Annotated in this window: 27 protein-coding genes; 16 read left to right on the top strand and 11 right to left on the bottom strand. The window is 41.5% G+C overall.

The features are described 5' to 3' along the window. The first annotated feature begins 190 nt into the window (after positions 1 to 190). Positions 191 to 841, top strand: coding sequence for a hypothetical protein (locus tag E4635_RS03125; protein ID WP_135525169.1), 651 nt, complete (start codon positions 191 to 193; stop codon positions 839 to 841). A gap of 186 nt (positions 842 to 1,027) precedes the next feature. Here E4635_RS03125 and E4635_RS03130 read toward each other — a convergent pair whose 3' ends face one another. From E4635_RS03130 to E4635_RS03140, 3 genes are all read right to left on the bottom strand, one after another. Further along, positions 1,028 to 2,311, bottom strand: a complete 1,284-nt coding sequence (locus E4635_RS03130; RefSeq protein WP_135525170.1) for a glycosyltransferase family 4 protein — start codon at positions 2,309 to 2,311, stop codon at positions 1,028 to 1,030. A gap of 14 nt (positions 2,312 to 2,325) precedes the next feature. Then, positions 2,326 to 4,755, bottom strand: a complete 2,430-nt coding sequence (locus E4635_RS03135; protein WP_135525171.1) for a YfhO family protein — start codon at positions 4,753 to 4,755, stop codon at positions 2,326 to 2,328. Positions 4,756 to 4,875: 120 nt separating this feature from the next. After that, the gene (locus tag E4635_RS03140) at positions 4,876 to 5,148 is read right to left on the bottom strand and encodes a DUF4834 family protein (protein ID WP_135525172.1); all 273 of its coding nucleotides are present in this window, start codon (positions 5,146 to 5,148) and stop codon (positions 4,876 to 4,878) included. A gap of 95 nt (positions 5,149 to 5,243) precedes the next feature. On the opposite strand from E4635_RS03140, the gene E4635_RS03145 reads away from it, so the two are divergent. Both E4635_RS03145 and E4635_RS03150 read left to right on the top strand, forming a co-directional pair. Further along, complete coding sequence (locus tag E4635_RS03145; RefSeq protein WP_135525173.1) at positions 5,244 to 6,302, top strand: transporter; 1,059 nt, start codon at positions 5,244 to 5,246, stop codon at positions 6,300 to 6,302. 1 nt (position 6,303) lies between these two features. Next, entirely contained in the window at positions 6,304 to 7,422 is a 1,119-nt protein-coding gene (locus E4635_RS03150) for a GTP cyclohydrolase (RefSeq protein ID WP_135525174.1), read from the top strand. Between the two features lie 77 nt (positions 7,423 to 7,499). Here E4635_RS03150 and E4635_RS03155 read toward each other — a convergent pair whose 3' ends face one another. Continuing rightward, positions 7,500 to 8,759 carry an aminotransferase class I/II-fold pyridoxal phosphate-dependent enzyme gene (locus tag E4635_RS03155; RefSeq protein ID WP_135525175.1) on the bottom strand — a complete coding sequence of 420 codons (1,260 nt, stop codon included), beginning with the start codon at positions 8,757 to 8,759 and terminating at the stop codon, positions 7,500 to 7,502. A gap of 285 nt (positions 8,760 to 9,044) precedes the next feature. Between E4635_RS03155 and E4635_RS03160 the strand changes: the two genes are divergently transcribed. Continuing rightward, entirely contained in the window at positions 9,045 to 9,833 is a 789-nt protein-coding gene (locus E4635_RS03160; protein WP_135525176.1) for an NYN domain-containing protein, read from the top strand. A 415-nt stretch (positions 9,834 to 10,248) separates the two neighbouring features. Here E4635_RS03160 and E4635_RS03165 read toward each other — a convergent pair whose 3' ends face one another. From E4635_RS03165 to E4635_RS15690, 3 genes are read right to left on the bottom strand one after another with little or no spacing between them, the layout of a single operon-like run. Continuing rightward, positions 10,249 to 10,419, bottom strand: a complete 171-nt coding sequence (locus E4635_RS03165) for a YodC family protein (RefSeq protein WP_135525177.1) — start codon at positions 10,417 to 10,419, stop codon at positions 10,249 to 10,251. A 45-nt stretch (positions 10,420 to 10,464) separates the two neighbouring features. Next, positions 10,465 to 10,665 (bottom strand): YqaE/Pmp3 family membrane protein, encoded by a 201-nt coding sequence (locus tag E4635_RS03170; RefSeq protein WP_135525178.1) that lies wholly within the window; start codon positions 10,663 to 10,665, stop codon positions 10,465 to 10,467. Between the two features lie 15 nt (positions 10,666 to 10,680). Further along, positions 10,681 to 10,830, bottom strand: coding sequence for a hypothetical protein (locus E4635_RS15690; protein WP_169630191.1), 150 nt, complete (start codon positions 10,828 to 10,830; stop codon positions 10,681 to 10,683). Between the two features lie 423 nt (positions 10,831 to 11,253). On the opposite strand from E4635_RS15690, the gene msrB reads away from it, so the two are divergent. The 7 genes from msrB to E4635_RS03205 all read left to right on the top strand — a co-directional run bounded on the left by msrB (position 11,254) and on the right by E4635_RS03205 (position 18,584). Continuing rightward, on the top strand, positions 11,254 to 11,805 hold the full coding sequence (gene msrB, locus E4635_RS03175) for a peptide-methionine (R)-S-oxide reductase MsrB (protein ID WP_135525179.1): 552 nt from the start codon (positions 11,254 to 11,256) through the stop codon (positions 11,803 to 11,805). A 7-nt stretch (positions 11,806 to 11,812) separates the two neighbouring features. Then, on the top strand, positions 11,813 to 12,433 hold the full coding sequence (gene msrA, locus E4635_RS03180; protein ID WP_135525180.1) for a peptide-methionine (S)-S-oxide reductase MsrA: 621 nt from the start codon (positions 11,813 to 11,815) through the stop codon (positions 12,431 to 12,433). 734 nt (positions 12,434 to 13,167) lie between these two features. After that, positions 13,168 to 13,743: a non-canonical purine NTP diphosphatase gene (locus tag E4635_RS03185; protein WP_135525181.1), complete on the top strand. Its 576-nt coding sequence runs from the start codon at positions 13,168 to 13,170 to the stop codon at positions 13,741 to 13,743. Positions 13,744 to 14,292: 549 nt separating this feature from the next. Next, positions 14,293 to 16,206, top strand: a complete 1,914-nt coding sequence (locus tag E4635_RS03190) for a DEAD/DEAH box helicase (protein ID WP_135525182.1) — start codon at positions 14,293 to 14,295, stop codon at positions 16,204 to 16,206. A gap of 86 nt (positions 16,207 to 16,292) precedes the next feature. Then, positions 16,293 to 17,048: a carboxypeptidase-like regulatory domain-containing protein gene (locus E4635_RS03195; RefSeq protein WP_135525183.1), complete on the top strand. Its 756-nt coding sequence runs from the start codon at positions 16,293 to 16,295 to the stop codon at positions 17,046 to 17,048. Positions 17,049 to 17,070: 22 nt separating this feature from the next. Next, positions 17,071 to 17,712, top strand: coding sequence for a DUF2306 domain-containing protein (locus E4635_RS03200; RefSeq protein ID WP_246020662.1), 642 nt, complete (start codon positions 17,071 to 17,073; stop codon positions 17,710 to 17,712). After that, the gene (locus tag E4635_RS03205; protein WP_135525184.1) at positions 17,709 to 18,584 is read left to right on the top strand and encodes a YARHG domain-containing protein; all 876 of its coding nucleotides are present in this window, start codon (positions 17,709 to 17,711) and stop codon (positions 18,582 to 18,584) included. Before E4635_RS03200 ends, E4635_RS03205 begins: the two co-directional genes overlap by 4 nt. Positions 18,585 to 18,587: 3 nt before the next feature. Here the strand turns inward: E4635_RS03205 and E4635_RS03210 are convergent, their stop codons facing one another. Continuing rightward, positions 18,588 to 19,250 carry a TrmH family RNA methyltransferase gene (locus E4635_RS03210; protein ID WP_135525588.1) on the bottom strand — a complete coding sequence of 221 codons (663 nt, stop codon included), beginning with the start codon at positions 19,248 to 19,250 and terminating at the stop codon, positions 18,588 to 18,590. Positions 19,251 to 19,298: 48 nt separating this feature from the next. On the opposite strand from E4635_RS03210, the gene E4635_RS03215 reads away from it, so the two are divergent. From E4635_RS03215 to E4635_RS03235, 5 genes are all read left to right on the top strand, one after another. Beyond that, positions 19,299 to 19,991, top strand: a complete 693-nt coding sequence (locus tag E4635_RS03215; protein ID WP_135525185.1) for an SIR2 family NAD-dependent protein deacylase — start codon at positions 19,299 to 19,301, stop codon at positions 19,989 to 19,991. Between the two features lie 75 nt (positions 19,992 to 20,066). After that, complete coding sequence (purB, locus tag E4635_RS03220; RefSeq protein ID WP_135525186.1) at positions 20,067 to 21,410, top strand: adenylosuccinate lyase; 1,344 nt, start codon at positions 20,067 to 20,069, stop codon at positions 21,408 to 21,410. A gap of 275 nt (positions 21,411 to 21,685) precedes the next feature. Beyond that, positions 21,686 to 22,744, top strand: a complete 1,059-nt coding sequence (locus E4635_RS03225; protein ID WP_135525187.1) for an alpha/beta hydrolase — start codon at positions 21,686 to 21,688, stop codon at positions 22,742 to 22,744. Between the two features lie 93 nt (positions 22,745 to 22,837). Next, positions 22,838 to 24,085, top strand: coding sequence for a peptidase T (gene pepT, locus E4635_RS03230; protein ID WP_135525188.1), 1,248 nt, complete (start codon positions 22,838 to 22,840; stop codon positions 24,083 to 24,085). 16 nt (positions 24,086 to 24,101) lie between these two features. Further along, on the top strand, positions 24,102 to 24,686 hold the full coding sequence (locus E4635_RS03235; RefSeq protein WP_135525189.1) for a YdeI/OmpD-associated family protein: 585 nt from the start codon (positions 24,102 to 24,104) through the stop codon (positions 24,684 to 24,686). Positions 24,687 to 24,740: 54 nt separating this feature from the next. On the opposite strand, the gene yajC is transcribed toward E4635_RS03235, so the two are convergent. From yajC to nusB, 3 genes are read right to left on the bottom strand one after another with little or no spacing between them, the layout of a single operon-like run. After that, complete coding sequence (gene yajC, locus E4635_RS03240; protein ID WP_135525190.1) at positions 24,741 to 25,013, bottom strand: preprotein translocase subunit YajC; 273 nt, start codon at positions 25,011 to 25,013, stop codon at positions 24,741 to 24,743. Between the two features lie 4 nt (positions 25,014 to 25,017). Then, positions 25,018 to 25,512, bottom strand: a complete 495-nt coding sequence (locus E4635_RS03245; protein WP_135525191.1) for a DUF1573 domain-containing protein — start codon at positions 25,510 to 25,512, stop codon at positions 25,018 to 25,020. Positions 25,513 to 25,522: 10 nt separating this feature from the next. After that, positions 25,523 to 26,434, bottom strand: a complete 912-nt coding sequence (gene nusB / locus E4635_RS03250) for a transcription antitermination factor NusB (protein ID WP_135525589.1) — start codon at positions 26,432 to 26,434, stop codon at positions 25,523 to 25,525. Positions 26,435 to 26,528: the final 94 nt, after the last annotated feature.

A 26,528-nucleotide genomic window follows, 5' to 3' on the forward strand; every position in this document is an offset into this window, starting at 1 on the left:
ATTTATTTTCAACAGCATACCAGATACTTGAAAAAAAATCGCGGCACATTCTTAATTTTTGGCACGCAAATTGAATATACCTAAACAACAAGTTCAATTACCTGTTCGAGTAAGCCGAAAATCGTAAGAGTAGGCAAAATAGCAAATTAACGTATTTCGAAAATACCTTGATTTCAAAAAATAAAATGTCATGAGAAATTTTACTCTTTTAGTAGCCAGCTTTTTCCTGGTAGGAAATATGGCTAGCGCGTCAGAAAATCCTGTTTTTTCTGACAACACAGGAAAAGGTCCTAAACACGCGATCGATTACCGCGATGCCGAACCGATTTCTTTTATGGAACGTGGAATTGAATTTTATGTTTTCCCAAATGGTGAATTCGATTTCAACACGCGTCCTCAAGATTCCGAAGGTGATGACTTTTACTTCAAAGCAGCCGGAAAAAGAAGCACCGTAACGGTAAGCAGGGGCCCAGTAAATTATGGTGTCCGTATTGAACACGACAGTTTTGGACGCGTAAGACGTGTAGGAAACACCTTTATCAACTATGATAGCAGGGACAGGGTGAGCAGGATTGGTACCGTTTACATGAGATACAACAGTTTTGCCATCTCTCAAATAGGCGGATTGCGCATCGTTTACAACAGGAAATGCCAGATCATCGATATCGTAGGTTCCGTAAAAGGACGTTATGCCGGTCATTACTACAATAACAATGATTACAATAATGATTACGGGTACACCAACGGTTCAGAAGATTATGATGATGACAGCTATTACTACTACAAAGCAGATGGTACAAAAGCAAAAATCGAGGACGCTGCCGAAGGTACAAGAAAATAAGTTTGTAAGTTGATTATATAAATTTGGTTAGGTTTGTTTGTTTACTGAAGCTCCGTTGTTGCCATAACAGCGGAGTTTCTATTTTTGGCCGGGAGCAATTTCCAGCTGTCCGTTTTCATCTTTTCCAGTCTGTCCCAGCCAGGAAAAGGATGCCACTTCCATCTGGGCTAGGCCCTGGTTAAAAAATCAGGAATGTGCAATAAACCCCGCCAGTTTTGCGGTAAGGTTTTTTCTCGAATACTGCTGCAGCCCTACAGCATAGACTTTCAGGTCTTTTTTAAGGTACGATTCAAAATAAGAAAGAAGCACTTCTTTTAGTTTTTCCTTATCCGTATAGGTAAAAAAGGCACCGGTATTGGTCGCCGTTATGATTTCGGCAAAATCAGAATCTTTTGGGCCAATGGCAATGATAGGCCTTTCGGAAACCATGTACTCAAATACTTTCCCGGGAATAATGCTTTTTGTTTCGGCAGAATCAATTTCAACCAATAACAATACTTGTGATTTCCGCTGGTGTTCAATAGCTTCCTTATGGGAAACATACCCCAAATTCACACAATGCGCCTCCAGATGGTGTGCCGTTATCGAATCCAAAACCTCCTGGCTTACTTTCCCTATCAGCTTTAATTGGAAACTTCCGGCAAACTGCTTGTTTTCAGAAATCAATTCCTGCAAGGATTCCCACACTATTTTCGGGTTCCTGTCGGATAAAAAAGAACCAATGTGGGCCAATGTGAATTTCTCGTCCAGCGGATGTTTTTCAACCTTTTCGATATCATAACCGTTTGTAATCACTTCAATGGGTTTTGAAGTAATGGCCTGGAATTCTTCTTTTGTCGTTTTGCTTGTTACAATAACCGCATCTGCAGATGTGAGTACTTTTTTCTCTAAATAACGATGTCTTTTTTCGGCATACGAAGACAATTTCAGGGCCGAATGATATCCTATGGTCGTCCAGGGATCCCTAAAATCGGCAAACCATTGTACCGACAGCTCCTCTTTCAATTTCAGGCCAATCAAATGCAGGCTGTGCGGAGGCCCGGAAGTGATGATGGTATCGATGCCGTTCTCCCGTATGTATTTTTTCAGGAACTTCACAGAAGGATCCACCCATAAAAAACGGGCATCCGGAATAAAAATATTGCCCCGTACCCAAAGCAGTGCTTTCTGTAGGAATGTTTGTTTTTTTCGGTTGGGAATAATCCCGGAACTGATGCCTTTCGTGTTCTTTTTAGAAAAAACGGAAGCCAACTGGTACGGTTCGGTAATTTTCCTTTTAAGGATGATGGCCTTCTCCGGAATTTCTTCCAGCAAACCTTCATCTACAATAGGATACGTAGGGTTTTCCGGAACATATACTATAGGCTGGATATCAAAATCAGGAAGGTATTTTACAAATTTCAACCAACGCTGGACACCAGGCCCTCCTGCCGGCGGCCAATAATATGTGATGATTAAAACCTTTTTCATCGGACTAAATTGTACTATGCTCCTTTATGCTTTTTTCTTTCCTGATATATCCCATAACCCGATAAAACCAGGATCATGATAAAACTGATTAGGGAAATCATGCTTCCGGTTTGTACGACTTTCGGTTCGAATTTGAATTCAATCGTATGCTTTCCTGCCGGGATAGCCAGGCCGCGAAGGGCATAATCTACCCTGATATGCTGCATTTCCTTTCCGTCGATGTAAGCATTCCAGCCATTCTTATAATACATTTCGGAGAAAACAGCAAAACCATCTGCCTTGTTGTTGGAAATGTATTTCAGGTTATTTGGCTCATATTGCGTCAATTGGATCGTAGCTGTGGTATCTTTTGCAAATGTTTTAGTACCATTTTTAAAATAAGACCCGAAGGCATTAGCATCAATGATAGCTGTGTTTTTAGTATCCAGTTTGCCTAATGCTTTCATTTCGGCATTGGCATTGGCTACCGTTTTCACTTCTTTTACAAACCATGCATTGCCATTGGCTCCGGTACTTTTTATGGTAATCTGCTCCCCTTTTTCGTTGGTTTGGATCAGGTATTTCACATTGAGCATATTGAGTACTTCCAAATTGTTTTTCGCAATCTGGTAATCGAACAATTCCTGCATACGCCTTGGTTTTACCGCACTGTAACCTCCAATCGATTTATGGAAATAAGAAGCCCTCGGGTCGCTCATGGCATTTTGGGACACTTCAAAAACACGGTAATAGGATTTGTCCTGTAAGATCGCCGTATCGAACGGAGCTTCCACAAAAGGCTCTTCAACCTGGTGTGCGCTTTCAAAACTGGAACTGTTCAGGTAGTTTTTATCGATAAGGAACAAATCGGCAATCATTAAAACCCCAACCAGGATAACTGCCACTTTTTGGGAAATGGTATTTTTTAAGGAAAGCCACAATGCGGCAAAAGCCAGCAATACGAAAAATATCGAACGCAGCAAATCGCTTGTAAACATTGTCTTTCGGTCTTCTTTTAAAGCATCCACAAATTGAGGCCCGTACTGCTCCAGCAGGTAATTGTCACTTCCGCCCGCAAAACTGAAACTTCCCTTAAAAAGGAAAAGCAACACAAAAGTCCCTGCGCTTACCGCAGCCGCTTTCCATAAATTGGGCCATTTCTGGTCATTTTCCAATTGGAAAAAACTCTGAAGCCCTAAAATGGCAAGGACAGGCATGCATATTTCCAGCACCACTTGTATTGAAGAAACAGCCCTGAACTTATCATACATCGGTACGTAATTGATGAAGAAATCCGTAAGTATCGGGAAGTTTTTTCCCCAGGAAAGCAATAAGGAAACCAAAGCTCCCGCCAGGAAAACATATTTTATTTTTCGTTTATCGCAAAACAACGCAATGATTGCCAAAAAGAAAACAATCGCACCAATATACGCCGGAGCGGCCACAATAGGTTGGTCTCCCCAGTAGGTAGGCAATCCTTTTACAATTTCCTTTGCCTGGTCTTCCGGTACGTTTTGGGACAGTACAAAATTATACATCGCCGAATTCGTACCCACATTCTCGCTGTTTGATCCTCCAAAGATACGCGGGGAAATCAAGTCGAAACTTTCGGCAAGGCCATAACTGTATTCCGTAATGTAATCATAAGTCATGGAAGCGTCGGATGTTTTTTGGGATCCGTCAGGATTGAAGGTCAGTTCGCTCTTGCCACGGGTACTTTCCTTAGCATATTCCGAAGTAGCCATAATGCCCGTAGCATTAGCCCCAACGGCAAAAATACCGGCTACGGCAAAAACCGCGAAACTATATAATAAAGGTTTGAATTCTTTGCTTTTAAAGGCTTTGTAAACAAAATAAGCCGTTACGACCAATAAAAAAATCAACAGGTAATAGGTCATCTGGAAATGGTTCGCATTGATTTCCAAAGCGGCTGCAAACAAGGTAAGCAAACCTCCTGCAACATATCGTTTGCGGTACACCATCAAAACACCGGCGATAACCAGCGGCATGTAGGCAATAGCATGGGCTTTGGCATTATGCCCCACACCCAGGATAACGATAAGATAGGTCGAAAAACCAAAAGCCACGGCCCCTATGAATGCTTTTAACGGATTAATCCTCAACACCAAAAGCAACACGTAAAATCCGAGGAAATATAAAAACATATAATCTGCGGGACGTGGCAAAAAACGGATGACACTGTCCAGCATCTTGATATAATTATGCGGGTAATTGGCCCCTAACTGATACGTTGGCATCCCGCCGAAAGCACTATTGGTCCAATAAGGCTCTGTATGGGTTTCCGCCCTGAAATCATTCTGCTCTTTCGCCATCGCAGTGTATTGCACAATGTCTGACTGAAGGATTTTTTTGCCTTGTAAAACCGGATAGAAATAAATTAGGGATACGAGCACAAAGCCCAAAACAGCGAGTGCATGCGGATAAAAACGTTGCAGTTTATTCATAAAAAGGGTTATTGGATCAAATAAGGCGTGAAGATAGTTATTTCCGTCAAATTAAGAAAACTTCGGCACAGATATTCAATGGTATGGGAAAACGGGCAGCCTTGTCCCGGAGCCGGAAACTTACTCTACTTCTTCGTAATCAATATAGTCGCCTACCTGCTTTTTGGATTTCGGGTTTTGGTTTTTGGAAGATTCGAAATCCTGGCTGCTGCTTTGGTTTGCCTGGTTAAAAGTACTTTGGGCTTGTTGTTTTTGGAAATTTTCCTGCGCCTTATTGACCATATTCTGCATGATCATAGGCATAAAAATGCGGGCCAGGAATTTAACCAGGTAATAAAACCCAATCATAAAAACTATCGTTCGGAACAAACCGTAAAAAGAAGCTTCTTGCATTGTTATTTTTTTTCAAAAATACGCATTATTGGTTTTTTGACTCTTAAAATAATAATAAAATATACTACATTTGGTTAACACAAATCAAACTATTTATGAAACTACTCAAATCTGTCATTGCTATGGCCATTTTATGTGCCACGAATGCAAATTACGGACAATTTACAGACCAGATCAATTCAAACAGGCCAGGTAAGTCTATTGGCGGCTTTTCAGTGGGGAAAAATGTACTTCAGATAGAATCCGGGTTATACTATATAAATGAATCCCATAATTTGCTGGATTATGATGCAAGAGGCTTTGGAATGGAGCTTTCCGCCAGGGGAGGCTTGTTTTTTGAGCAATTGGAGTTCAGCCTTGACGCACAATTCCAAATGGACAAATACTCGACTCCTTTAGCCGAGACGAACCGCAGCGGCCTTCGACAAACCACTTTTGGGGCCAAATACCTTTTTTACGATCCTTTTTTCAAAAAGAAAGAAGAAAAACCGAACATTTACAGCTGGAAAGCCAACCATAAGTTCAAATGGAAACAATTCATCCCGGCATTATCCGGTTACGCAGGAGTCAATTACGTAATGGATAACGATTACAACATTCCGGGTGAAGCCACAATAAGCCCGAGAGTTATGATTATCGCGCAGAATCACTTCGGTACAAAATGGGTAATGGTCACCAACATCATTGCCGATAAAATCGGTTCGAGCACTTCAAGCTTTGGCTATGCCCTTACCATTACAAGGGGAATCAATGAAAAGTGGTCTGCTTTTATCGAAAACAGGGGCATCAAAGGCGATTATTATTCCGATGGGATTTTAGCCTTAGGCGCTACCCATTTGCTGAAGAGCAACCTCCAGGTAGATGCTTCGGTAAGCACGAACTTTAAAAACACACCATCCATTTTGTATGGAGGAATCGGTTTTTCATGGCGTTTTGACAAAAAACACAAAGACAAGGAAATAAAAGAAGGCAAAGAAGAAGGCGGCAAAAAAGACCCTAAAAAAGCCAAAACACAGGAAGAATTAGACAAAGAACTGGAAAAAGCCAACAAAGAGAAAAAGGATACCGATACTGATGTAACCCCTGAGGCAAAACCGGAAAAAGAAAACAAACGAAAAAGATTAGACGAAGTCGAAGAAGAAAAACCAAACTAATATGATTGAAATCAGAAAGGCCAATACGCCTTCATTGCTTAAAGAATATGTAAAATTCCCTTTTTCATTATATAAAAAACACCCGTATTGGGTACCGCCGCTGATACAGGACGAACTGGAAACATTCGACAAATCGAAGAACCCGGCTTTCGAAAGTGCAGAGGCTCATTTTTACCTGGCCTACAAAGACAATAAAATAGTTGGCCGGATTGCCGCCATCATCAATTGGAATGAGGTGAACCTCCAGCAGAAAAGGAAAGTGCGTTTCGGTTGGTGGGACGTTATCGATGACATTGAAGTCACCAAAGCCTTACTGGAAAAAGTATATGAATTAGGCAAGGCCAATAACCTGGAATATATCGAAGGCCCAATGGGTTTCTCCAACCTGGACAAAGTAGGCGTGCTTACTGAAGGTTTTGACGAAATCGGATCTATGATTACCTGGTACAATTATCCGTATTATGTTACGCATCTGGAACAATTGGGTTATGTGAAGGAAAAAGAATACCTCGAGAATAAATTCCCTTTTTCAAACGTACTGCCGGAAACTTTTTACAAAGCACAGGAACTGATCAAGAAAAGATACGAACTGACTCCGTTGAACTTCACCAAAACAAAGGACATCATGCCGTATGTGGATCAGATGTTCGATTTGTTTAACACTTCTTACGCCAGTTTGGCTTCTTTTGTAGCCATTACCGACGTCCAGAAGGAATATTTCAAAAAGAAATACATCAGTTTCATCAATCCGGAATACATCAAATTCATTGTCGATAAAAACAACACACTGATTGCTTTCGGAATCGTGATGCCTAGTTTTTCAAGAGCTTTGCAAAAAGCCAATGGCAAATTGTTCCCTTTTGGCTTTTACCACCTGCTGCAGGCAAAAAAACACAGCAAGGACGTGTTGTCCTACCTAATCGGTATTGATCCCGAATACCAGAACAAAGGCGTTACGGCCATTATATTCAATGAATATTACAATACTTTCCAGCCAAAAGGCATCCAGGATTTCATCCGCACACCCGAACTTGAGGAAAACACCGCCATTTATAACATGTGGAAACATTTTGGCCAGGTTACCTTCAAGAGGAGAAGGACGTATAGGAAAGAGTTATAGTTATGAGTTGAAGCTCTTATAAAACAAAACCCCTTTTCAATTGAAAAGGGGTTTTTTATTTGTATTCCGTTTTCGGATTAAGAAACGTCTACCGTTGTTTTCTCGGCGATTGTTTTGTAAGTCCCGTTGACTAATTTTTCACGGATCGCTTCAAATGCCGCTAAAGTATCGTCGATATCTTTCATAGTATGCGAAGCCGTAGGAATCATCCTCAATAAGATAATCCCTTTTGGAATTACCGGATATACTACGATAGAAAGGAAAATCCCGTAATTCTCGCGCAAATCGTTTACCATAACCATCGCTTCCGGGATAGAACCTTCAAGGTAAACCGGCGTAATGCAGGTATTGGTATCCCCGATATTGAATCCTCTTTCTTTCAAACCGTTTTGCAATGCATTTACATTTACCCAAAGTTTGTCTTTTATTTCAGAAGAATTACGCAATAATTCCAAACGTTTCAACGAACCGATAGTCTGGATCATCGGTAACGCCTTGGCAAACATCTGCGAACGCAAATTGTATTTCAGGTAATCGATAATATCCTGGTCGGCCGCTACGAAAGCCCCGATATTCGCCATTGATTTTGCAAAGGTCGAGAAATACACATCAATCCCATCCTGGCAACCTTGCTCCTCACCTGCTCCGGCACCTGTTTTACCAAGTGTCCCGAAACCGTGGGCATCGTCAACCAACAAACGGAAATTGTATTTTTCCTTCATCGCAACAATTTCTTTCAGTTTCCCTTGCTGGCCGCGCATCCCGAAAACACCTTCCGTGATAAATAAAATCCCACCACCGGTTTCAGCAGCCATTTTAGTAGCACGCTGCAGGTTTTTCTCCATGCTTTCCAAATCATTGTGCTTGTATGTAAAACGTTTCCCCATATGCAGGCGGACACCGTCAATAATACAGGCGTGGGAATCCACATCGTATACGATAATATCATTTTTGGTCACCAAAGCATCAATGATAGACACCATTCCCTGGTACCCGAAATTCAATAAGTAAGCAGCCTCTTTCATTACAAAAGCAGCCAATTCGTTCTCTAACTGTTCGTGGTAAGTAGTATGCCCGGACATCATACGCGCGCCCATTGGGTAAGCCGCCCCGTATTGGATTGCCGCATCGGTATCGGCTTTACGCACTTCCGGATGGTTGGCCAATCCCAAATAGTCATTGATAGACCAGTTCAATATTTCTTTACCGTGAAATTGCATTCTTGGCCCCAGGTCTCCTTCCAATTTAGGAAAAACATAGTACCCTTCCGCCTGAGAAGCCCATTTTCCCAACGGGCCTTTATTGTTTTGGATTCTTTCGAATAAATCTTTTACCATAATAAATTACGAGTTTTTTAAACGTCGCAAAAGTAGAAATAAAATTATGTTTTTTATAATTTATTTTCGGGAGTTTCGCAAAACAGCCCTGAAACGGAAAATAGTCATTCCCAGTGGGTTTCGCGCCGCGCTATCCGCTGTATCTTTTGCTGCGCTGCGCTGCGCAAAAGGATGCCGCTGCTATCGCTAACTCAAAGAAACGGCTTCAATACGCCCCATCAAATCAAGAAAAGTAACTTTCCCAGTAATTCTTCCTATCTTTGGAAGAACTACGATACGTAAGATATGGCTGACACAAAAAAAGAATTGAAACTGGCGGTACTCATTGACGCCGACAACGTGCCTTACAGCAATGTAAAGGGAATGATGGAAGAAATAGCCAAATTCGGCACACCTACAACCAAAAGGATTTACGCCGATTGGACCAAACCCAATGCTTCCGGCTGGAAAAGCGTCCTGTTGGAACACGCCATCACACCCATCCAGCAATACAGTTACACTGTGGGCAAGAATTCTTCCGATTCGGCCATGATCATTGACGCCATGGATTTGCTCTATTCCGGCAAGGTAGATGGTTTCTGCATCGTTTCCAGCGACAGCGATTTTACCAGGCTGGCCATCCGTTTGCGGGAATCCGGGATGAAAGTTATCGGGATAGGCGAAAAGAAAACACCCAGTCCTTTTATCGTGGCCTGCGACCGGTTTGTCTATATTGAAGTACTGGAAGGAGCTGTCAAGAAAAAAACACGCAAACCCGCTGCCCATCCGGCAAATGCCAAAAAACCGGCTGGCCCAGTCCCTGTAGAAAAAGAAACCGTAACCAAAGTAGATCCGCAAACCATCGAACTCATCGAAACTAGCATTGATGACATAGGAGATGATGACGGTTGGGCTTTCCTGGGTGATGTCGGTAGTTTGATTGTCAAGAAAAAACCGGAATTCGATCCCCGGAATTATGGTTTTGCCAAACTGACCCCTATGATGAAATCCTTGACGGATATTTTTGAAATAGACGAACGGGATTCCGACAAGAAAGGCATCAAACATGTTTATGTGCGATTGCGACTGGGTTAGGAAAGGTATCAAAACAAATAAGGAGGCCTTTTTACGGGCCTCCCATTCTATACTCCTGATTCATCAATGCCAACCATCATGGCTGACGTATCAAACAATTTCCTCTTTTCAGATTGATTTTCCTCAAAATGATTAATCAGAACTACACTATAAATATACGACATATTAATTATAAAAAACTAAATATCAGTATTTTAACTGTGTTTTAACATTCAAAAACAAGCAAAAAAAAGGAGGCCTTTTTATGGGCCTCCGATTATATACTCCTGATTTATCATCGTCTCAAATAACGCTTCTTATTCAGATTCATTTTCTTCAGATAATTAATCAGAACTACACTTTAAAAGTACAACATATTTTTCTATAACAAACTAAAAAACAATGTTTTAACTGCATTTTAACGCTTTATAACAGCCTATGCTTCGTAAATAGTAAGCGTGTCGCCCACAAATTCTCCCCATTTCAGCACGCCATCTACAAACCAGCAGGTTTTGTATACCATTCCTTTTCCAAATCCTTCTGTTATGGTCATTTTAGGTCCGCCGGACTTCAACATAACAATATCTCCCACTTTAAATATACTCATAATAGGGCCGTTTAAATGATTAATATTTTACAGCATCATATTCCTTTAACTTTTTTTCATTTGCGCAATGATTTTATCCGTTCTCCTGTCATTGTACATCCTGTCCAGGGCAGTGACCGCCCATATAAAAGCCGGAATCCAGCCGATAAGGGTTAACTGCAATATAAAACAGACAAAACCGGAAATGATTTTTCCCTGCAAAAAAAGGGAAAGCCAGGGAAAGAAAAAGGCAATTACATATCTCATAGCATTATACTTGGTTTAATTTTTATCCTTGTTTTTCGGTGGTATGGCAGGAGGCCTTTGCCTTTTTGAAACACTTCCTTTCACTATTATTGTCCTGCCTATGGCATAATAAATATGTGGTTTGGGGGCTTCACCAGATTCCTGTGGTCTGTTTTCATCATTCATGATCGTGGTATTTAATGATTGCAATTCCGTGAAATAGTTGTTTTATTTTAGTTCTTTTAATGTATTCAAAAACGCTGCCTGCCTTGTCCGGCAGGCTTTCTTTCTTTGGAAATGAAACATTTTTTACCTTGCGCCACACCTTTCAATATCCATACCCAAACCTACCCAATTTTCACCACCCGTACAATACTCTGATTTAATGATATTTACATCTCACTAATATTAGTTAGAAACACAAACAACCTCCTGGCAATCAGCACAAAACACACCTCTTAAAAAAGCATGTTTTTATTCCATTTGGACATCAAATCCCAATCTTTTGTTAATTCCCCATCATTTGTAAACTATCCGACATTTTCCCTCGTAGATACCGTATACATTTGTAATACAATACAACGGAATACAAACTAAAAACATTGTACCATGAAAAGAATACCAAACATCTGCCTTGCCTTATCTTTCACATTATCCTGTATCTTAAGCGCTTGCGGACAATCAAAAGAAAAACCGGCACCTGACGCCCGGAACATCAAAACCGCAACTATGCCTAAAAATCCTTATTATTCGCACACCAGTAAAGAAAAACTGAACCTGACAGATGCCGAGTGGAAGAAAATCCTTCCGGAAGACGTTTATGAAGTGTCCAGGCATGCCGAAACCGAAGCAGCCTTTACCGGGAAATATTGGAATTACACCGGGAAAGGTACGTATTATTGTGCGGCCTGTGGCAATACATTATTCCGTTCGGATGCTAAATTTGCGAGTTCTTGCGGCTGGCCGAGTTTCTACGAGCAAACCAGCAAGACCAGCGTAATTTTCAAGAATGACAATTCTTATGGCATGACCCGTACGGAGGCCTTATGCGGCCGATGTGGAGGGCATCTCGGACATTTATTTGATGACGGCCCGGAACCTACCGGAAAACGATATTGCATGAATTCCATCGCTTTAGATTTTGAACCTGATGCTAATTAAATTAACAATGAAGAAACTAGCCTTACTTGCCCTACTATTTACAATGGGCGGCTTTGCCCAAACCGCAAAGCAAAAAAATACAAAACCGAATACGGAAACCGTAACCCTTGGCGGCGGCTGTTTCTGGTGTGTGGAAGCCGTATATGAAAACCTTGACGGAGTAATCTCGGTCGTATCAGGGTATTCGGGCGGAAACATAACCAACCCTTCCTATGAAGAAGTTTCCCGCGGAGATACCGGTTTTGCCGAAGCCGTCCAGATTACCTACGACACTTCCAGGACGAACCTTGACGAGATCCTACAGGTATTTTTCACGGTACATGACCCTACGACCAAAAACCGGCAAGGGCATGACATAGGTTCGCAATACCGTTCGGTGGTTTTCTACAAAAACGAACAGCAGAAAAAAACGGCCCACGACATTATCGCCCAGCTCAATGATGCCAAAGTTTACGAAAACCCTATACAAACAACTTTAGAACCTTTCAAAACCTTTTACAAAGCGGAAGACTACCATCAGGATTATTACCAAAACAATAAATCCCAAGGCTATTGCCAGATGGTCATCCAGCCTAAATTGGAAAAATTTGAGAAAGTATTCAAGGACCGTTTGAAAAAAAGAAAATAGAGAGACGAATCAAGAGGAAAGAGGAAAGAGGAAAGAGGAAAGAGAATAGAACAAAGAAAATAGAGTCAAGAATCAAGAAGTAAACCTCCTCAATCTTACCACACCATCCATCCCGCCCTCAAAAGCAAAAGTATAAAACAGGGATTCCTCCTTCGTCGGAATGACAAACGTTGTAGCGAAATTGTGCTATAACCGAAAGTTATCCGTAATCCTGTCATCCCGACGAAGGAGGGATCCCCTCAATCTTACCACGCCATCCATCGCGCCCTCACAGCATAATCCGTAGAAAACTACCAAATCATGAAGCGGCAGCGTTCCGCATAGCGAGGAAGTATGACGAGCGGCTCGGAACGCGGAGTGGAATGATTTGGTAGTTTTCAGGATTGTGATGTGCAGGCTTGATTTTTTGTTTCTTTTGTATCAAGACAAAAGAAAAGAGAAAATAGAAGCAAGAGTCAAGAGCAAAGAAATACGTTTATAAAGATTACTTCGTCAGTTCGCTACGCTCGTGCCCTTCCTCATTGCCACAACAAGATTACAAATAGCTTTTACCCCTACTACTACTTGCGCTTAAAATGCAATCAAAGTGCAGTTAGAGTGCAGGATGTAGTATGGATGTAGTATGGATGTAGTATGACAAAACACAATCAAAGTGCCGCTTCCTCCCAACCCAACCACAAAATAACAGCCGGAAAAATACTATATTTGTATCCCATAACCCTTAAATACAGGACATGCAACTCGTTTTCGCCTCCAACAATAAAAACAAAATCAAAGAAATACAGCAATTGCTGCCATCCCATATACAAATTTTAAGCCTGGAAGATATCGGATGTTACGTAGATATTCCGGAAACCGCCGATACCATTGAAGGCAATGCCATCCTAAAAGCCGATTATGTAACCCAAAACTATGGCTATCCATGCTTTGCCGACGATAGCGGGCTGGAAATAGATGCCCTAAACGGAGAGCCCGGAGTCTATTCGGCACGCTATGCCGGCTCCCATCGGAGTGACAATGACAATATCGAGATGGTATTGCAGAAATTAAAACAACAAACCAACCGTAAAGCCAACTTCAAAACAGTTATCTGCCTTAATATTGATGGAGAACAGTATCTGTTTACCGGCATTGTCAACGGAAACATCATACTGGAAAAGACAGGCAATCAAGGTTTTGGCTACGACCCCATTTTCCAGGCCGACGGATTTTCAGAAACCTTCGCCCAGCTTACTTTAGAAGAAAAAGCCAAAATCAGCCATAGAGGCATCGCCGTAAGGCAACTGGTTGCTTTCCTGGACAATCACTAATTCAGGGCAAGGAATGTGCCTCTACATACCAAACTTGTCAAGCCCTTAAAAAGAAAATAGAAGAAAAAGCAAAGAAACAAGAGGCAAGAAAGCATAAAAACAGAGATTCCTCCTTCGTCGGAATGACAAGCTTGCGGAGATCTTTCCAAGCCTTCCACCACGCCCTCACAGCACAATCCGTAGAAAACAACAAGTCATGGAGCGGCAGCGTTCCGCGTAGCAAGGAAGTATGACGAGCGGTTCGGGACGCGGAGCGCAATGACGCGGTAGTTTTCAGGATTGTGCTGTGCAGGCTCGACCTTTTGTTTCTTTTGTGTCAAGACAAAAGAAAAAAGAGAATAGAGCAAACAAAGAAACTAGAAGTAAACCTCCACAATCTTTCCAAACCCTTAGAAGAAAAGAAATAAATCATCCGTAACTCCATGACATTAACAGCATTAAATATTTGTTAAGACTATCACAAAAAGCCAACTCGCTCAAAATCAATAACTAACAAATTAGTTTATCTCGTTTATAAACACTACTTTTGCACCCAATTTAAAATATTATATGAACAAATTTGAACAATTAGGATTGAGTGAGTCGCTACAACGTGCGATTATCGATCTAGGATTTGCGAATCCGACCGAAGTACAGGAAAAAGCGATTCCAATGCTATTGGAACAAGACACAGATTTAGTTGCGTTGGCTCAGACAGGGACAGGGAAAACGGCAGCTTTTGGTTTTCCGCTGATTCAAAAAATTGATGCCGACAATAGAAATACACAGGCGTTAATTTTATCACCTACCCGCGAACTATGTTTGCAAATTACAAACGAAATTAAGAACTACTCAAAATACGAGAAAGGTCTTAACGTAGTAGCCGTTTATGGGGGTGCCAGTATTACAGAACAGGCAAGAGAAATTAAAAGAGGCGCGCAGATTATTGTGGCTACTCCAGGAAGAATGCAGGACATGATTAACAGAGGGTTGGTTAATATCACCCAAATTAATTACTGTGTCCTTGATGAGGCTGATGAAATGCTGAACATGGGATTCTATGAAGACATTGTAAACATTTTATCCACTACGCCAGACGAAAAAAGCACATGGTTATTCTCGGCCACCATGCCGCAGGAAGTAGCCAGGATTGCAAAACAATTCATGCACAATCCGTCAGAGATTACCGTAGGAACTAAAAATTCAGGATCGGCAACGGTTTCCCACGAATTTTACCTGGTAAATGCCCGTGACCGTTACGAAGCTCTTAAGCGTTTGGCAGATGCCAATCCGGATATTTTCTCCGTGGTTTTCTGTAGGACAAAAAGGGATACGCAAGCTGTCGCTGAAAAACTGATCGAAGACGGTTACAGTGCTGCCGCTTTACATGGTGACTTGTCCCAGGCACAACGTGACGGGGTAATGAAGTCGTTCCGTGGCCGCCAGATCCAGATGCTTGTTGCTACAGACGTGGCTGCAAGGGGAATTGACGTAGACAACGTAACTCACGTAGTAAACTACCAGCTTCCGGACGAAATCGAAACCTATAACCACCGTTCAGGACGTACGGGACGTGCCGGTAAATTAGGTACTTCTATCGTGATTGTAACGAAAAGCGAACTGCGTAAGATTTCTTCTATCGAAAGGATTATCAAGCAGAAATTCGAAGAGAAAACAATCCCGTCAGGAATTGAAATCTGTGAAATCCAGTTACTGCATTTGGCAAACAAAATTAAAGATACGGAAGTTGACCACGAAATCGACAATTACTTACCGGCTATCAACCAGGTTCTTGACGGTTTGTCCAAAGAAGAACTGATCAAGAAAATGGTATCTGTGGAATTCAACCGTTTTATTGCCTACTACAAGAAAAACAGGGATATTTCCACTTCAGGTTCAGACCGACGCGAACGCGATGACAGAGAGCCGAGAGATAATAACGGTGGCGCTGTGCGTTACTTCGTTAACATCGGTTCAAGGGATAATTTCGACTGGATGCAGTTGAAGGATTTCTTAAAAGAAACGTTAGATTTAGGCCGTGACGATGTGTTCAAAGTGGATGTAAAAGAAGGTTTCTCTTTCTTTAATACAGATGCAGAACATTCCGACAGGGTAATGACAATACTGAACGACCTTACATTAGAAGGCCGCAGGATCAATGTTGAAATCTCCAAAAATGACGGTGGCGGAAGAAGAGACCACAACGGAAGGAATTCCGGAGGTTCTTTCGGAGGCGGAAGGAATTCAGGCGGATTCAAAGGTGAAAGGAATTCTTCAAGAAGCGGAAGCGGTGGCTTTGGCCCTAGACGCGAAAGCGGATTCTCAGGCAGCGCCCCAAGAGAAGGTGGTTTTGCAAGAGGTTCCATGCCAAGAGGAGAATCATCTGAAAGAGCTCCAAGGAACGAAAGACGCTCCAACACAGCGCCACGCCGTTCTGAGTTCGGTGGTGGTGATGCAAGGCCGAAAAGACCAAGAAGAAGTTAACACATATTGTTAATTTTCTTATAATAATACTGTAAACTGCAAAATATCTCGTAATGAATAATTACTTTAGCCCAACAAATTTGAGCATGAGATATTTTGCAGTTACTTTTTTCGTATTACTATCGTTTTCTGCCTTTTCGCAGCAAACAACCGTTCGCGGTACTGTTGTAAATGACAACACTTTATTGCCTTTATGGAACATCAACATCGTCAATGTCAACTTAGTTAGAGGTGCCATTACCGATGCCAAAGGTAATTTTGAAATCGAAGCGAATGTAAACGATATCCTCCTTATTTCCAGTTTGGGCTTTCAGTCTATCGAAATAAAAGTGACCAACGACTGGATCAAGAACAAATCTTCCCGTATCCATCTTACCGAAAAAGCCTATGCGCTGGAAGAAGTTGTCATTCCTCCTTATGACCTGACGGGTTATCTGGAAGTCGATTCCAAACTCATCCCCGAAAAAGAAAATTACTGGTACAGCATTTCAGGCTTGTCCAAAAGATATGAAGGCGGCGAAAATTCTCCAAACGCTTTCTCAAGAGTTGTGGGCTCGTTGTTCAATCCTGCAGATATGCTGTATAATTTCTTTGGTAAAAAGCCAAAAGAACTCCGCAAGCTGAAAGAACTTAAAAAAGACGACAAATTAATGTCCCTGCTTCAGACCAAATACGACCGCGAGACCATTTACCTGCTTTTAGGCATCGATAAAAAGGACCTGGCGGAAATCCTGGAACGCTGCAGTTATTCGGACACTTTTGCCCAAACCGCCAACGATTTACAGATCCTGGAAGCCATAAGCGGCTGTTACGAGGAATACAAAATCCTGAAAAAGAAATAATTACGATTCAAAATCCTGTCCCTTGGCATTGAAAGTATACGCAAAAAAGTACCAGGGAATACTTTGGCTACTAGTGTTCGGTTATTTTTTTGTGCTGATGGTGCGAATCACTTCGCAATACTTTCCCATTAGCCACAGCACGGCTTTTTTGAACATAAAACAAACAGAAGTCCGTCAGGTCGCTCTTTATCTCCCCATATTCTACATTCATGTAATCAGTACCGTTTTTGTCTTATTGGCCGGATTTACACAATTCAGCAATATGCTGCTACGCAATTATCCGGGTGTGCACCGCACGATTGGAAAAATATATGTGGCAACCCTTTTATTCCTTGCCGCACCTTCAGGTTTTTTTATCGGCTGTTATGCCAATGGCGGCCTGACTTCTAAAATTTCCTTCGTACTGCTGTCCTTATTGTGGTTTTATGTTACTTTGAAAGGTTTTACAGCTATCCGAAAAAAGAAAATTACTGAACATCAAGCCTTTATGCTTCGCAGTTTTGCCTTGACTTTTTCGGCAGTTACCTTGCGTTTTTGGAAGGTAATCCTTGTATATTTGTTCCAGCCTTCCCCCATGGATGTTTATCAGATAATCGCCTGGCTGGGTTGGATCCCCAATATTTTAATCGTTGAATATTATTTGTACCGAAATTCAAAACCATGAAAAAAATCCTTTTGCTCCTTATTGTCCCGGCATTATTTTCCTGCCAGAAAGAAACTAAAAAAACTGCGGCACTGGAAAAACCGGAAGTAGAGCTTCACAAAGAATTATATGGCAACTGGGTTGGGGATTTCACCGTCAAGGAAACCGATACTACCAAAGAAGTCGAGTATGTCTATTCCAACAAAATAAACATCCTGATCAAAAGCATCGTTAAGAACAAGGTAACCGGACAAAGCATCGTTGCCGGGAATACAACCCCGTTCCTGGGAACCGTCATTACTGTTAAAAATGGAGAACTGGCATTCGAACTGAAAGAATTGGGTAACGGTAAAAACAATGGCGTTTTTACTTTTAACATCAAAAACGACACTCTTTCCGGCCTGTGGGTTGCTAACGATAAAAATGCCGTGGTAAAAAGCCGGGAATTCCAACTGGTCAAACAGGAATTCAAATACGACCCGACCCGCATGCTTCCTAACGAAAGGGATTACATAGATTATTACAGCGCCAAAAGAGATTCGGTGACTGAAACCTTCGAAGACGGCGAAGAAATATCCTACGAAGAATCAACGTACAGGGCTGCTTCCGAAGTGATCACCCAAATAAATACTTCCACCACAAAACTTACGGAAGAAGATGTCAAGAACCTGAAAAAACTGGAATTGGAAATCCTGAGGAACACTATTTTTGCCCGGCATGGCTATACTTTCAAAAAGAAAAGTTACCGCCAGTTCTTTGATCCGGTAGATTGGTATGTCCCGGTTTCAAACGATGTTTCCAAAGATTTGACGGCTATCGAAAAAAGCAATATTGCCCTATTGGAACGTTTTGAGAAATACGCGGAGGACAACTATGATACTTTTGGCAGGTAACAATTAAACGGTTCTTTCGGCATAATACCGCGCTTCAATCCTTTTGATGTCTTTGATGCTGTTTTTCGCCCAAGACAATCTTTTTTCTAGGATTTGCTCTTCGGACAATTGCCATTTGACTTCCGATCTGCGTAATCTTTCAGTCAGGTTTTGCAGGATAATGGCCGCCGAAACCGAAATATTGAGGCTTTCCGTAAAACCAACCATCGGGATTTTCAGGAAACCGTCTGCCTGGGCCAAAACTTCCTCTGAAAGGCCATCCCTTTCGGTACCGAAAAAAAGCGCGCTGGGCTTCGAAATATCGAAATCTTCCATCAGGCAATCATTTTCATGCGGTGTCGTGGCTATGATCTGGTATCCTTTCGCTTTAAGCGATGCAATACAGTCCGACACGGTCTCGTGTTTTTTGATATCTACCCATTTCTGGGCTCCCATGGCAATTTCCTTGTCTATGCTTTTGCCGAATTTCTGCTCAACCACATTCAGTTCCTGAACCCCAAAAACCTCACAACTGCGCATTACGGCACTGGTATTATGGAGCTGGAAAACATCTTCGATGGCCACTGTAAAATGATGTGTCCTGTTTTGAAGTACTTTCAGGAATTTTTCTTTCCTGTTTTCCGTTAGTATATTTTCCAGGAAAGCCAGATAATCCAGATCTATCATAGTATTCATTAATTTTTGGTAAATTTAAAAACTATTTTGATTTAAAAAATGAAAAAGAAACTAGTTATCTTATCCGGAGCGGGCATGAGCGCTGAAAGTGGTATCAAAACCTTCCGTGATGCGGATGGGCTTTGGGAAGGTTATGATATCATGGAAGTCGCTTCTCCAGGCGGTTGGGCAAATGACCCGGAATTGGTCCTTGATTTTTACAACAAACGGCGTGCACAGCTTTTCGAAGTGCTGCCCAATGCCGGCCATCAGATTATTGCCGAAATGGAAAACAATTTCGATGTGTATGTCATTACGCAAAACGTTGATGACCTGCACGAACGGGCCGGGAGCACGCAGGTATTACATCTGCATGGCGAGCTTTTAAAAGTAAGGAGCGTAGCAGATCATGACCATATACTGGATTGGGAAACGGACCTGAATTTAGGCGACCTTGACGAAAACGGCCATCAGCTCCGCCCACATATTGTTTGGTTCGGAGAAGAAGTACCAGCCATTGAAGAAGCCATCGATATCGTAGAAACAGCTGATGTTTTGGTTGTTATCGGAACTTCCCTACAGGTATACCCCGCTGCAGGCCTAATGAATTATTCCAAACCGATAACTCCTGTATATTATATTGATTTGAAGCCCGCTGTGGTATATGATTTGCCCAACCAGCTGGAAATTATCCCGATGACGGCAAGCGAGGGAATGGCTTTCCTGAAACCAAAGCTCTACCAGATGAAATAGCAACTTTTCCGTTGTAACTTTTTCTGTAATCATTCAAAAAAACTATCTTTGCACCTTTCAAAACAACACACAAACATGCAACTAACTGAACTGAATGCTATATCGCCAATTGATGGACGTTATAGAAATAAAACGGTTTCCCTTTCCCCATTTTTTTCCGAAGAAGCCTTAATCAAATACCGTGTTTTGGTAGAAGTGGAATATTTTATAGCACTTTGCGAATTGCCATTGCCGCAACTGGCCGGTGTAGACAAAAACCGCTATGAGGCTTTGCGCGATATCTACAAAAATTTCTCAACGGAAGATGCACTGACTATTAAAGAAACGGAAAAGACCACCAACCACGACGTAAAAGCGGTAGAATATTTTATCAAGTCCGCCTTTGACAAATTAGGATTGGAGCCGTACAAGGAATTCATCCATTTCGGGTTGACTTCCCAGGATATCAACAATACCGCCATTCCGCTTTCTACCAAAGAAGCCTTTGAAAAAGTATACCTGCCAAGCCTGATCAACCTGGTGGCCAAACTAAAAGAATTAAGCATTGAATGGGCCAATGTGCCTATGCTGGCCCGCACGCACGGACAACCGGCCTCTCCTACCCGCCTGGGCAAAGAAATCCAGGTTTTTGTGGAACGTTTGGAAGAACAGATGCGTTTGTTGTTTAATGTCCCTTTTGCTGCCAAATTTGGGGGTGCCACAGGAAATTACAATGCGCATGTCGTGGCTTATCCAACACATGACTGGAGAAAATTCGGGAATGATTTCGTGGAAGGAATATTAGGCCTGCACCATTCTTTTCCGACCACACAAATTGAGCATTATGACCATTTTGCCGCTTTTTTCGATGCATTGAAACGAATCAATACCATTCTTATCGATTTGGACAGGGATATCTGGACCTATGTTTCAATGGAATATTTCAAACAGAAAATCAAGGCCGGAGAAATAGGATCTTCTGCAATGCCGCATAAAGTAAATCCTATTGATTTTGAAAATTCGGAAGGTAATTTAGGTATTGCCAATGCAATTTTCGAGCATTTATCAGCTAAATTACCAATCTCAAGGCTGCAGCGCGACCTAACGGACAGTACGGTTTTACGGAATATCGGCGTACCGATGGGCCATACGCTTATCGCTTTTGAAGCAACCTTGAAAGGATTGAACAAGCTGCTGCTAAACGAGGACAAATTCGCCGAAGACCTTGAAAAAAACTGGGCTGTCGTAGCGGAAGCCATCCAAACTATTTTACGACGTGAAGCCTACCCGAACCCGTACGAAGCCTTAAAGGACCTGACCAGGACCAATACAGTGATCGATAAGGAAGCAATCCATTCTTTTATAAGCACTTTAAACGTATCGGAAGCTATCAAAACAGAGCTGATGCAAATTACCCCAAGCAATTATTTAGGTATTTAAACCTTCTAACATATTGATTATAAGTCCTGTAAAAAATATTTTCTACAGGACTTATTTTTTGCGATAAAATGTGAACTATTTTATACTATTTTTGTACAACTTTTCACCCAAAAACAAAAAATTTGGTACTGTCAAGCATAGCAGATTCCCAACATATCTGCCTTTCATTTTGAGTATTAATCTCACACATACTAGCTGTAGTAGTCCCGTTAAATTAATTTTGGCGGGATTTCTTATTTATACTATTTTTCTTACCTTAGCATAAACCCGGGTTTATGAATGCCATCCTCGAAAACAAAAAAAAACGCTTCCGCAAGATAACCGCTTCTGTACTCATATTACTGGCATCCCTGGTGCTGGTCGTTTTCCTTCTTTTTCAAATAAGCCCCTGGCCTTCTGCCATGCTCATCAGGAAAGCTTTCAATAAAGAAGGTAAAAAAGTCAATAAAGCGCTGGAAAAATATGTCCCTGCAAATATCCGGTCTATTACTGATATTGTATACGATCCTAATGATCCCGATGCGCTACTGGATGTCTATTTCCCGGCTGGCATCCCTTCGGGCAAAACAATACCGGTGATTGTCTGGATTCATGGTGGTGGATGGGTATCGGGCAGCAAATCACAAACAAGCAATTATTACAAAATACTCGCAGGCAAAGGTTTTGCTGTTGTTTCCATCGATTATACTCTGGCTCCCGAAAAGCAGTATCCTACGCCAGTACGGCAAACGATGAAGGCTATGGAATTCCTTTCGGAAAACCGCAAACAGTTCCCCATTGACACTTCCAATTTCATTTTAGCCGGCGATTCAGGCGGAGCACATATTGCCGCTCAAGCCGCCACAATTATTTACAACACGGAATATTCGGGGTTAATGCAAATAAAACCCTCGCTGGAATCGAATCAATTAACGGCACTCCTATTGTACTGCGGGCCTTATAATACCGAAAACATCAACCTGAAAGGCACCTTTGGCGAATTCCTGAAAACAATTTTATGGTCCTATAGCGGTTACAGGGATTTTTCCCAAAGCCCTGATTTCAAGTATGCCAATGTCATGGCTTTCATCACAAAAGATTTTCCTCCGGCTTTCATTTCAGTGGGAAATAACGATCCGCTCCGATCCCATTCGTACGAACTGGCAGCCAAACTAAAAAGCCATGGCGTACCGGTAAACACTTTATTTTATAACCAGGACTATGCGCCGGCTTTAGGACACGAATACCAATTCAACCTGGATTTGGGCGCTTCGCAAAAAGCACTTCGGGAATCTTCGTTTTTTGCTTCGGAAGCTGTAAGGCTCAAAAATGAAAAACAGGCAATTGATTTATGATTTAGTATCCGGATAGCCTTCAGCCAGTCACTTTTAAACCAAAAAAAATAAAAAAAGCGCGGTAATTAGTATATTTGCAAAAACTCACTACACATGCAACATATAATAGATCGCTTCATCAGTTATGTAACTGTCGATACGGAATCGGACCCAAATTCTACAACAACTCCAAGTACGGCCAAACAATGGGACCTGGCCAATAAATTGGTCGATGAACTGAAAGCCATTGGTTTGACCGATGTTTCCATAGATGATAAATCATACATCCAGGCTACTTTGCCCAGCAACCTTGATTATGAGGTTCCTGCAATAGGTTTTGTGGCACATTTCGATACGACTCCTGATTTTACAGGAGCCAATGTAAAACCTCAGATTGTTCCCAATTATGATGGTGGTGATATTATACTGAACAAAGAAAAAAACATCGTTTTATCGCCTAGTTATTTTGAAGATTTACTGCAATACAAAGGGCAAACGCTGATTACTACAGACGGGACAACCTTATTGGGCGCAGATGACAAAGCCGGTGTGACCGAAATCGTAACGGCTATGGAATACCTGATCCAAAACCCGCAAATCAAGCACGGTACCCTTAAAGTAGGTTTTACCCCAGATGAAGAAATTGGGCGTGGTGCCGATTTCTTTGATGTAGAAAAATTCGGTTGCGAATGGGCGTATACCATGGACGGCAGCCAGATTGGCGAATTGGAATATGAAAACTTCAATGCCGCGGGCGTGAAACTGACCTTTAGAGGAAAAAGTGTCCATCCCGGCTACGCCAAAGGAAAAATGATCAATTCCATGCTTTTGGCCAACAAATACATTTCCAAATTACCAAAAGAAGAAGTCCCTGAAAGAACCAAAGACTATGAAGGTTTCTTCCACGTGGTTCATTTGGACGGAAGCATCGAAGAAACAAACGTACAGCTGATCATCCGTGACCACAACCGTAAAAAGTTCGAAAAACGCAAGAAACTAGCCATCAAACTTGCCGAGAAAGTAAACAAAAAATACGCAAAGCAATTTGGCGAGGATATTGTAAGTATTGATGTAAAAGACCAATATTACAATATGAGTGAAAAAATCGCTCCGGTAATGCACATTATCGATATTGCTGAAAAAGCCATGAAAGAACTGAACATCAAGCCTATCATAAAACCTATTCGCGGTGGTACCGATGGTTCCCGTTTGTCCTTCATGGGATTGCCTTGCCCTAATATTTTTGCCGGAGGGCATAATTTCCATGGGAAATATGAGTATGTTCCGGTAGAAAGCATGCAGAAAGCAGTAGAGGTAATTGTAAAAATTGCCGAAATTACCGCGGAAAAATATAAAAAATAGTAAAAAAGTTCCTGTCATGAACGAAAAAAATCCGTGGAACAAGACCAACCAGTGGGAAGAAGAAATAAGCCTGGTTGTTTCTATCATTGCCAAAACCGAATTGGTTGAAATGACCAAATGGGGCGGCCCTGTTTATACCATTGACGGCAAAAATGTCATCGGTGTCGGAGGTTTCAAATCGTATCTGGCCGTCTGGTTCTTTAATGGTGTGTTTTTAAAAGATGAAGCACAGGTTTTAGTGAATGCGCAGGAAGGTGTTACCAAAGCACTTCGCCAATGGCGCTTTGAATCGAAAGAAGCCATTCTCCAAAACGAAAAACTGATCCTGCAATACATCCAAGAAGCAATTGCCAATGAAAAAGCCGGGATTTCTAAAAAGCCGGAAAAGAAGGAACAGATTGTTTCAGGTTTACTTGATGTGGAATTCAGTAGCAACACGGCTTTGGCCAATGCTTTTAATGCTTTTTCACCATACAAGCAAAGGGAATTCCTCGAATATGTAGAATCGGCCAAACAGGAAAAAACAAAGCTCACACGCATCGAGAAAATCAAACCGATGATCCTGGAAGGAATTGGTTTAAACGATAAATACAGGTCATAAAAAATCCCGTCTCATTACAACGAGACGGGATTTTTTTATCCGATAAAACCCGGATTATTTTTTATTCACCGCGGCACTCATCTCCAGTGAAATGGAAGAACGCTCCATTTTCAGTTTCCCGGACATGGTTTCGATTACCACAGTCGTTTCGGCCAATTCGGCAATCTTACCGTGCATACCGCTTTTGGTAACGATTTTATCGCCTACTTTAAGCGTCGATTCAAATTCTTTTTCTTTCTTGATTTTTGCCTGTTGCGGTCTTATCATAAAAAAATAGATAACCACGAACATTAATAAAAAAGGCAAAATTGATGATAATGATCCCATAATATTATTTAGTTTTTGGAGTAATATTTGCTTTAAAATTGATTATTTCGTTACCGGCTTCTGTGTTGGAAGACAAGGTAACCGTTTTTTGCTGCAAGCCGGATTTTCCAGCCGAATTGAATTGTATCTTCACTTCTCCGCTTTCCCCTTTCTTGATAGGTTCTTTCGTCCAATTGGGTACGGTACAGCCACAGCTGGCCTGCGCATTGGTTATGACAAGATCCGTTTTACCGGTATTCCTGAATTTAAAAACGTGTTCCACCACATTTCCTTCCTTAATAGTCCCGAAATCGAAAGTAGTGGTTTCAAACTCAATTTTAGGATAATCTTCCGGGTTGAGTTTGGCTTTTGGCTGAACCGGTTCGGCAGTACCGTAATCCTGGGCTACAACCATATTGTTTTCATCTGTTTGAATGTCTGTGGTGTGGTCGTTTTCCTTACATGATACAGCTGAAACCAACGCTGCAACCATTAGAAAACCCATTACATTTTTAATCATAATTTATAATTTACATTAGACCCCTACCGGCTTTGTTTAATTTTTTGGCCGCTTCAAATTCTTTGACTAAGTTATCTAAAATTCCGTTAATAAAAATACTACTTTTTGGCGTAGAATATTCTTTGGCGATTTCCAGGTATTCGTTGATGGTAACTTTAACCGGGATAGAAGGGAATTTCAGGAACTCGCAAATGGCCATTTTTAAGATAATGGTATCGATTTCAGCGATACGATCGGCTTCCCAGTTAGGTGTTTTATCGGCAAACTCTTTTCCAAGCTCTTTCTCGTTTAGCACCGTTTTTTTGAACAAACTGCTTACAAATTCCTTATCGTCGGAATCATTATACAATTTCGGCACATAGAAATCTCCGTTTTCGGTATTTTTGATTCCTTTGAGCTGTTTCAGGATTAAGGTATTCACTAGCGGAACATCGTCAATCCAGGTGAGTTTATGGTCTTCCAGGTATTCGTACAACTTGATATTTGGAGCGATGATTTCAGAAAAGATATTGGCAACGAACTCTCTGTCCTGTTCGAAATCCGATTCTTTTTTACCCATATATTCCTGGTAAAATGCACTTTCCTTGATTTCATTCATTAAAATCAAAATGTATTCGTCATGAATGTTCCAATTGTTGATTTTGCGGTTTTCCAGCGCATTCAACAAGGATTTGTTACCGGCAAGGATGTTCAGGACGGCATTATTGACAAATTTCAGGTTGGGGTTTTTCTCTTCCTTGGTTGCCAGGTGCTTTTTACTTGAAATATCGATGAAAGCTTCTTCTTTACTTCTGATTTCCACCAATGTCGAAATCATGATAAGGTACAAATCCTGCACGTTTTCAATACTCTGAAACAGGAATTTTTCTTCTTTTTCCAAATTATCAGAATGGCTTTGATGCATGGAATAAAGGGTTTGCATCACTTTTACTCGAATATGTCTTCTATTTAACACCTTTGTAAGAACTTTTTAAAATTAAGGAAGCGAAAGAGGGATTCTTTCGCTTCGCAAAAAT

The organism is Flavobacterium humi (genome assembly GCF_004745595.1).
Lineage (GTDB): Bacteria > Bacteroidota > Bacteroidia > Flavobacteriales > Flavobacteriaceae > Flavobacterium > Flavobacterium humi.

Excerpts from the sequence above, each read along its gene's own strand:
- E4635_RS03125 (WP_135525169.1), top strand. The coding sequence starts at position 191 with ATGAGAAATTTTACTCTTTTAGTAGCCAGCTTTTTCCTGGTAGGAAAT.
- E4635_RS03130 (WP_135525170.1), bottom strand. The coding sequence starts at position 2,311 with ATGAAAAAGGTTTTAATCATCACATATTATTGGCCGCCGGCAGGAGGG.
- E4635_RS03135 (WP_135525171.1), bottom strand. The coding sequence starts at position 4,755 with ATGAATAAACTGCAACGTTTTTATCCGCATGCACTCGCTGTTTTGGGC.
- E4635_RS03140 (WP_135525172.1), bottom strand. The coding sequence starts at position 5,148 with ATGCAAGAAGCTTCTTTTTACGGTTTGTTCCGAACGATAGTTTTTATG.
- E4635_RS03145 (WP_135525173.1), top strand. The coding sequence starts at position 5,244 with ATGAAACTACTCAAATCTGTCATTGCTATGGCCATTTTATGTGCCACG.
- E4635_RS03150 (WP_135525174.1), top strand. The coding sequence starts at position 6,304 with ATGATTGAAATCAGAAAGGCCAATACGCCTTCATTGCTTAAAGAATAT.
- E4635_RS03155 (WP_135525175.1), bottom strand. The coding sequence starts at position 8,759 with ATGGTAAAAGATTTATTCGAAAGAATCCAAAACAATAAAGGCCCGTTG.
- E4635_RS03160 (WP_135525176.1), top strand. The coding sequence starts at position 9,045 with ATGGCTGACACAAAAAAAGAATTGAAACTGGCGGTACTCATTGACGCC.
- E4635_RS03165 (WP_135525177.1), bottom strand. The coding sequence starts at position 10,419 with ATGAGTATATTTAAAGTGGGAGATATTGTTATGTTGAAGTCCGGCGGA.
- E4635_RS03170 (WP_135525178.1), bottom strand. The coding sequence starts at position 10,665 with ATGAGATATGTAATTGCCTTTTTCTTTCCCTGGCTTTCCCTTTTTTTG.
- E4635_RS15690 (WP_169630191.1), bottom strand. The coding sequence starts at position 10,830 with ATGAATGATGAAAACAGACCACAGGAATCTGGTGAAGCCCCCAAACCA.
- msrB (WP_135525179.1), top strand. The coding sequence starts at position 11,254 with ATGAAAAGAATACCAAACATCTGCCTTGCCTTATCTTTCACATTATCC.
- msrA (WP_135525180.1), top strand. The coding sequence starts at position 11,813 with ATGAAGAAACTAGCCTTACTTGCCCTACTATTTACAATGGGCGGCTTT.
- E4635_RS03185 (WP_135525181.1), top strand. The coding sequence starts at position 13,168 with ATGCAACTCGTTTTCGCCTCCAACAATAAAAACAAAATCAAAGAAATA.
- E4635_RS03190 (WP_135525182.1), top strand. The coding sequence starts at position 14,293 with ATGAACAAATTTGAACAATTAGGATTGAGTGAGTCGCTACAACGTGCG.
- E4635_RS03195 (WP_135525183.1), top strand. The coding sequence starts at position 16,293 with ATGAGATATTTTGCAGTTACTTTTTTCGTATTACTATCGTTTTCTGCC.
- E4635_RS03205 (WP_135525184.1), top strand. The coding sequence starts at position 17,709 with ATGAAAAAAATCCTTTTGCTCCTTATTGTCCCGGCATTATTTTCCTGC.
- E4635_RS03210 (WP_135525588.1), bottom strand. The coding sequence starts at position 19,250 with ATGATAGATCTGGATTATCTGGCTTTCCTGGAAAATATACTAACGGAA.
- E4635_RS03215 (WP_135525185.1), top strand. The coding sequence starts at position 19,299 with ATGAAAAAGAAACTAGTTATCTTATCCGGAGCGGGCATGAGCGCTGAA.
- purB (WP_135525186.1), top strand. The coding sequence starts at position 20,067 with ATGCAACTAACTGAACTGAATGCTATATCGCCAATTGATGGACGTTAT.
- E4635_RS03225 (WP_135525187.1), top strand. The coding sequence starts at position 21,686 with ATGAATGCCATCCTCGAAAACAAAAAAAAACGCTTCCGCAAGATAACC.
- pepT (WP_135525188.1), top strand. The coding sequence starts at position 22,838 with ATGCAACATATAATAGATCGCTTCATCAGTTATGTAACTGTCGATACG.
- E4635_RS03235 (WP_135525189.1), top strand. The coding sequence starts at position 24,102 with ATGAACGAAAAAAATCCGTGGAACAAGACCAACCAGTGGGAAGAAGAA.
- yajC (WP_135525190.1), bottom strand. The coding sequence starts at position 25,013 with ATGGGATCATTATCATCAATTTTGCCTTTTTTATTAATGTTCGTGGTT.
- E4635_RS03245 (WP_135525191.1), bottom strand. The coding sequence starts at position 25,512 with ATGATTAAAAATGTAATGGGTTTTCTAATGGTTGCAGCGTTGGTTTCA.
- nusB (WP_135525589.1), bottom strand. The coding sequence starts at position 26,434 with ATGCAAACCCTTTATTCCATGCATCAAAGCCATTCTGATAATTTGGAA.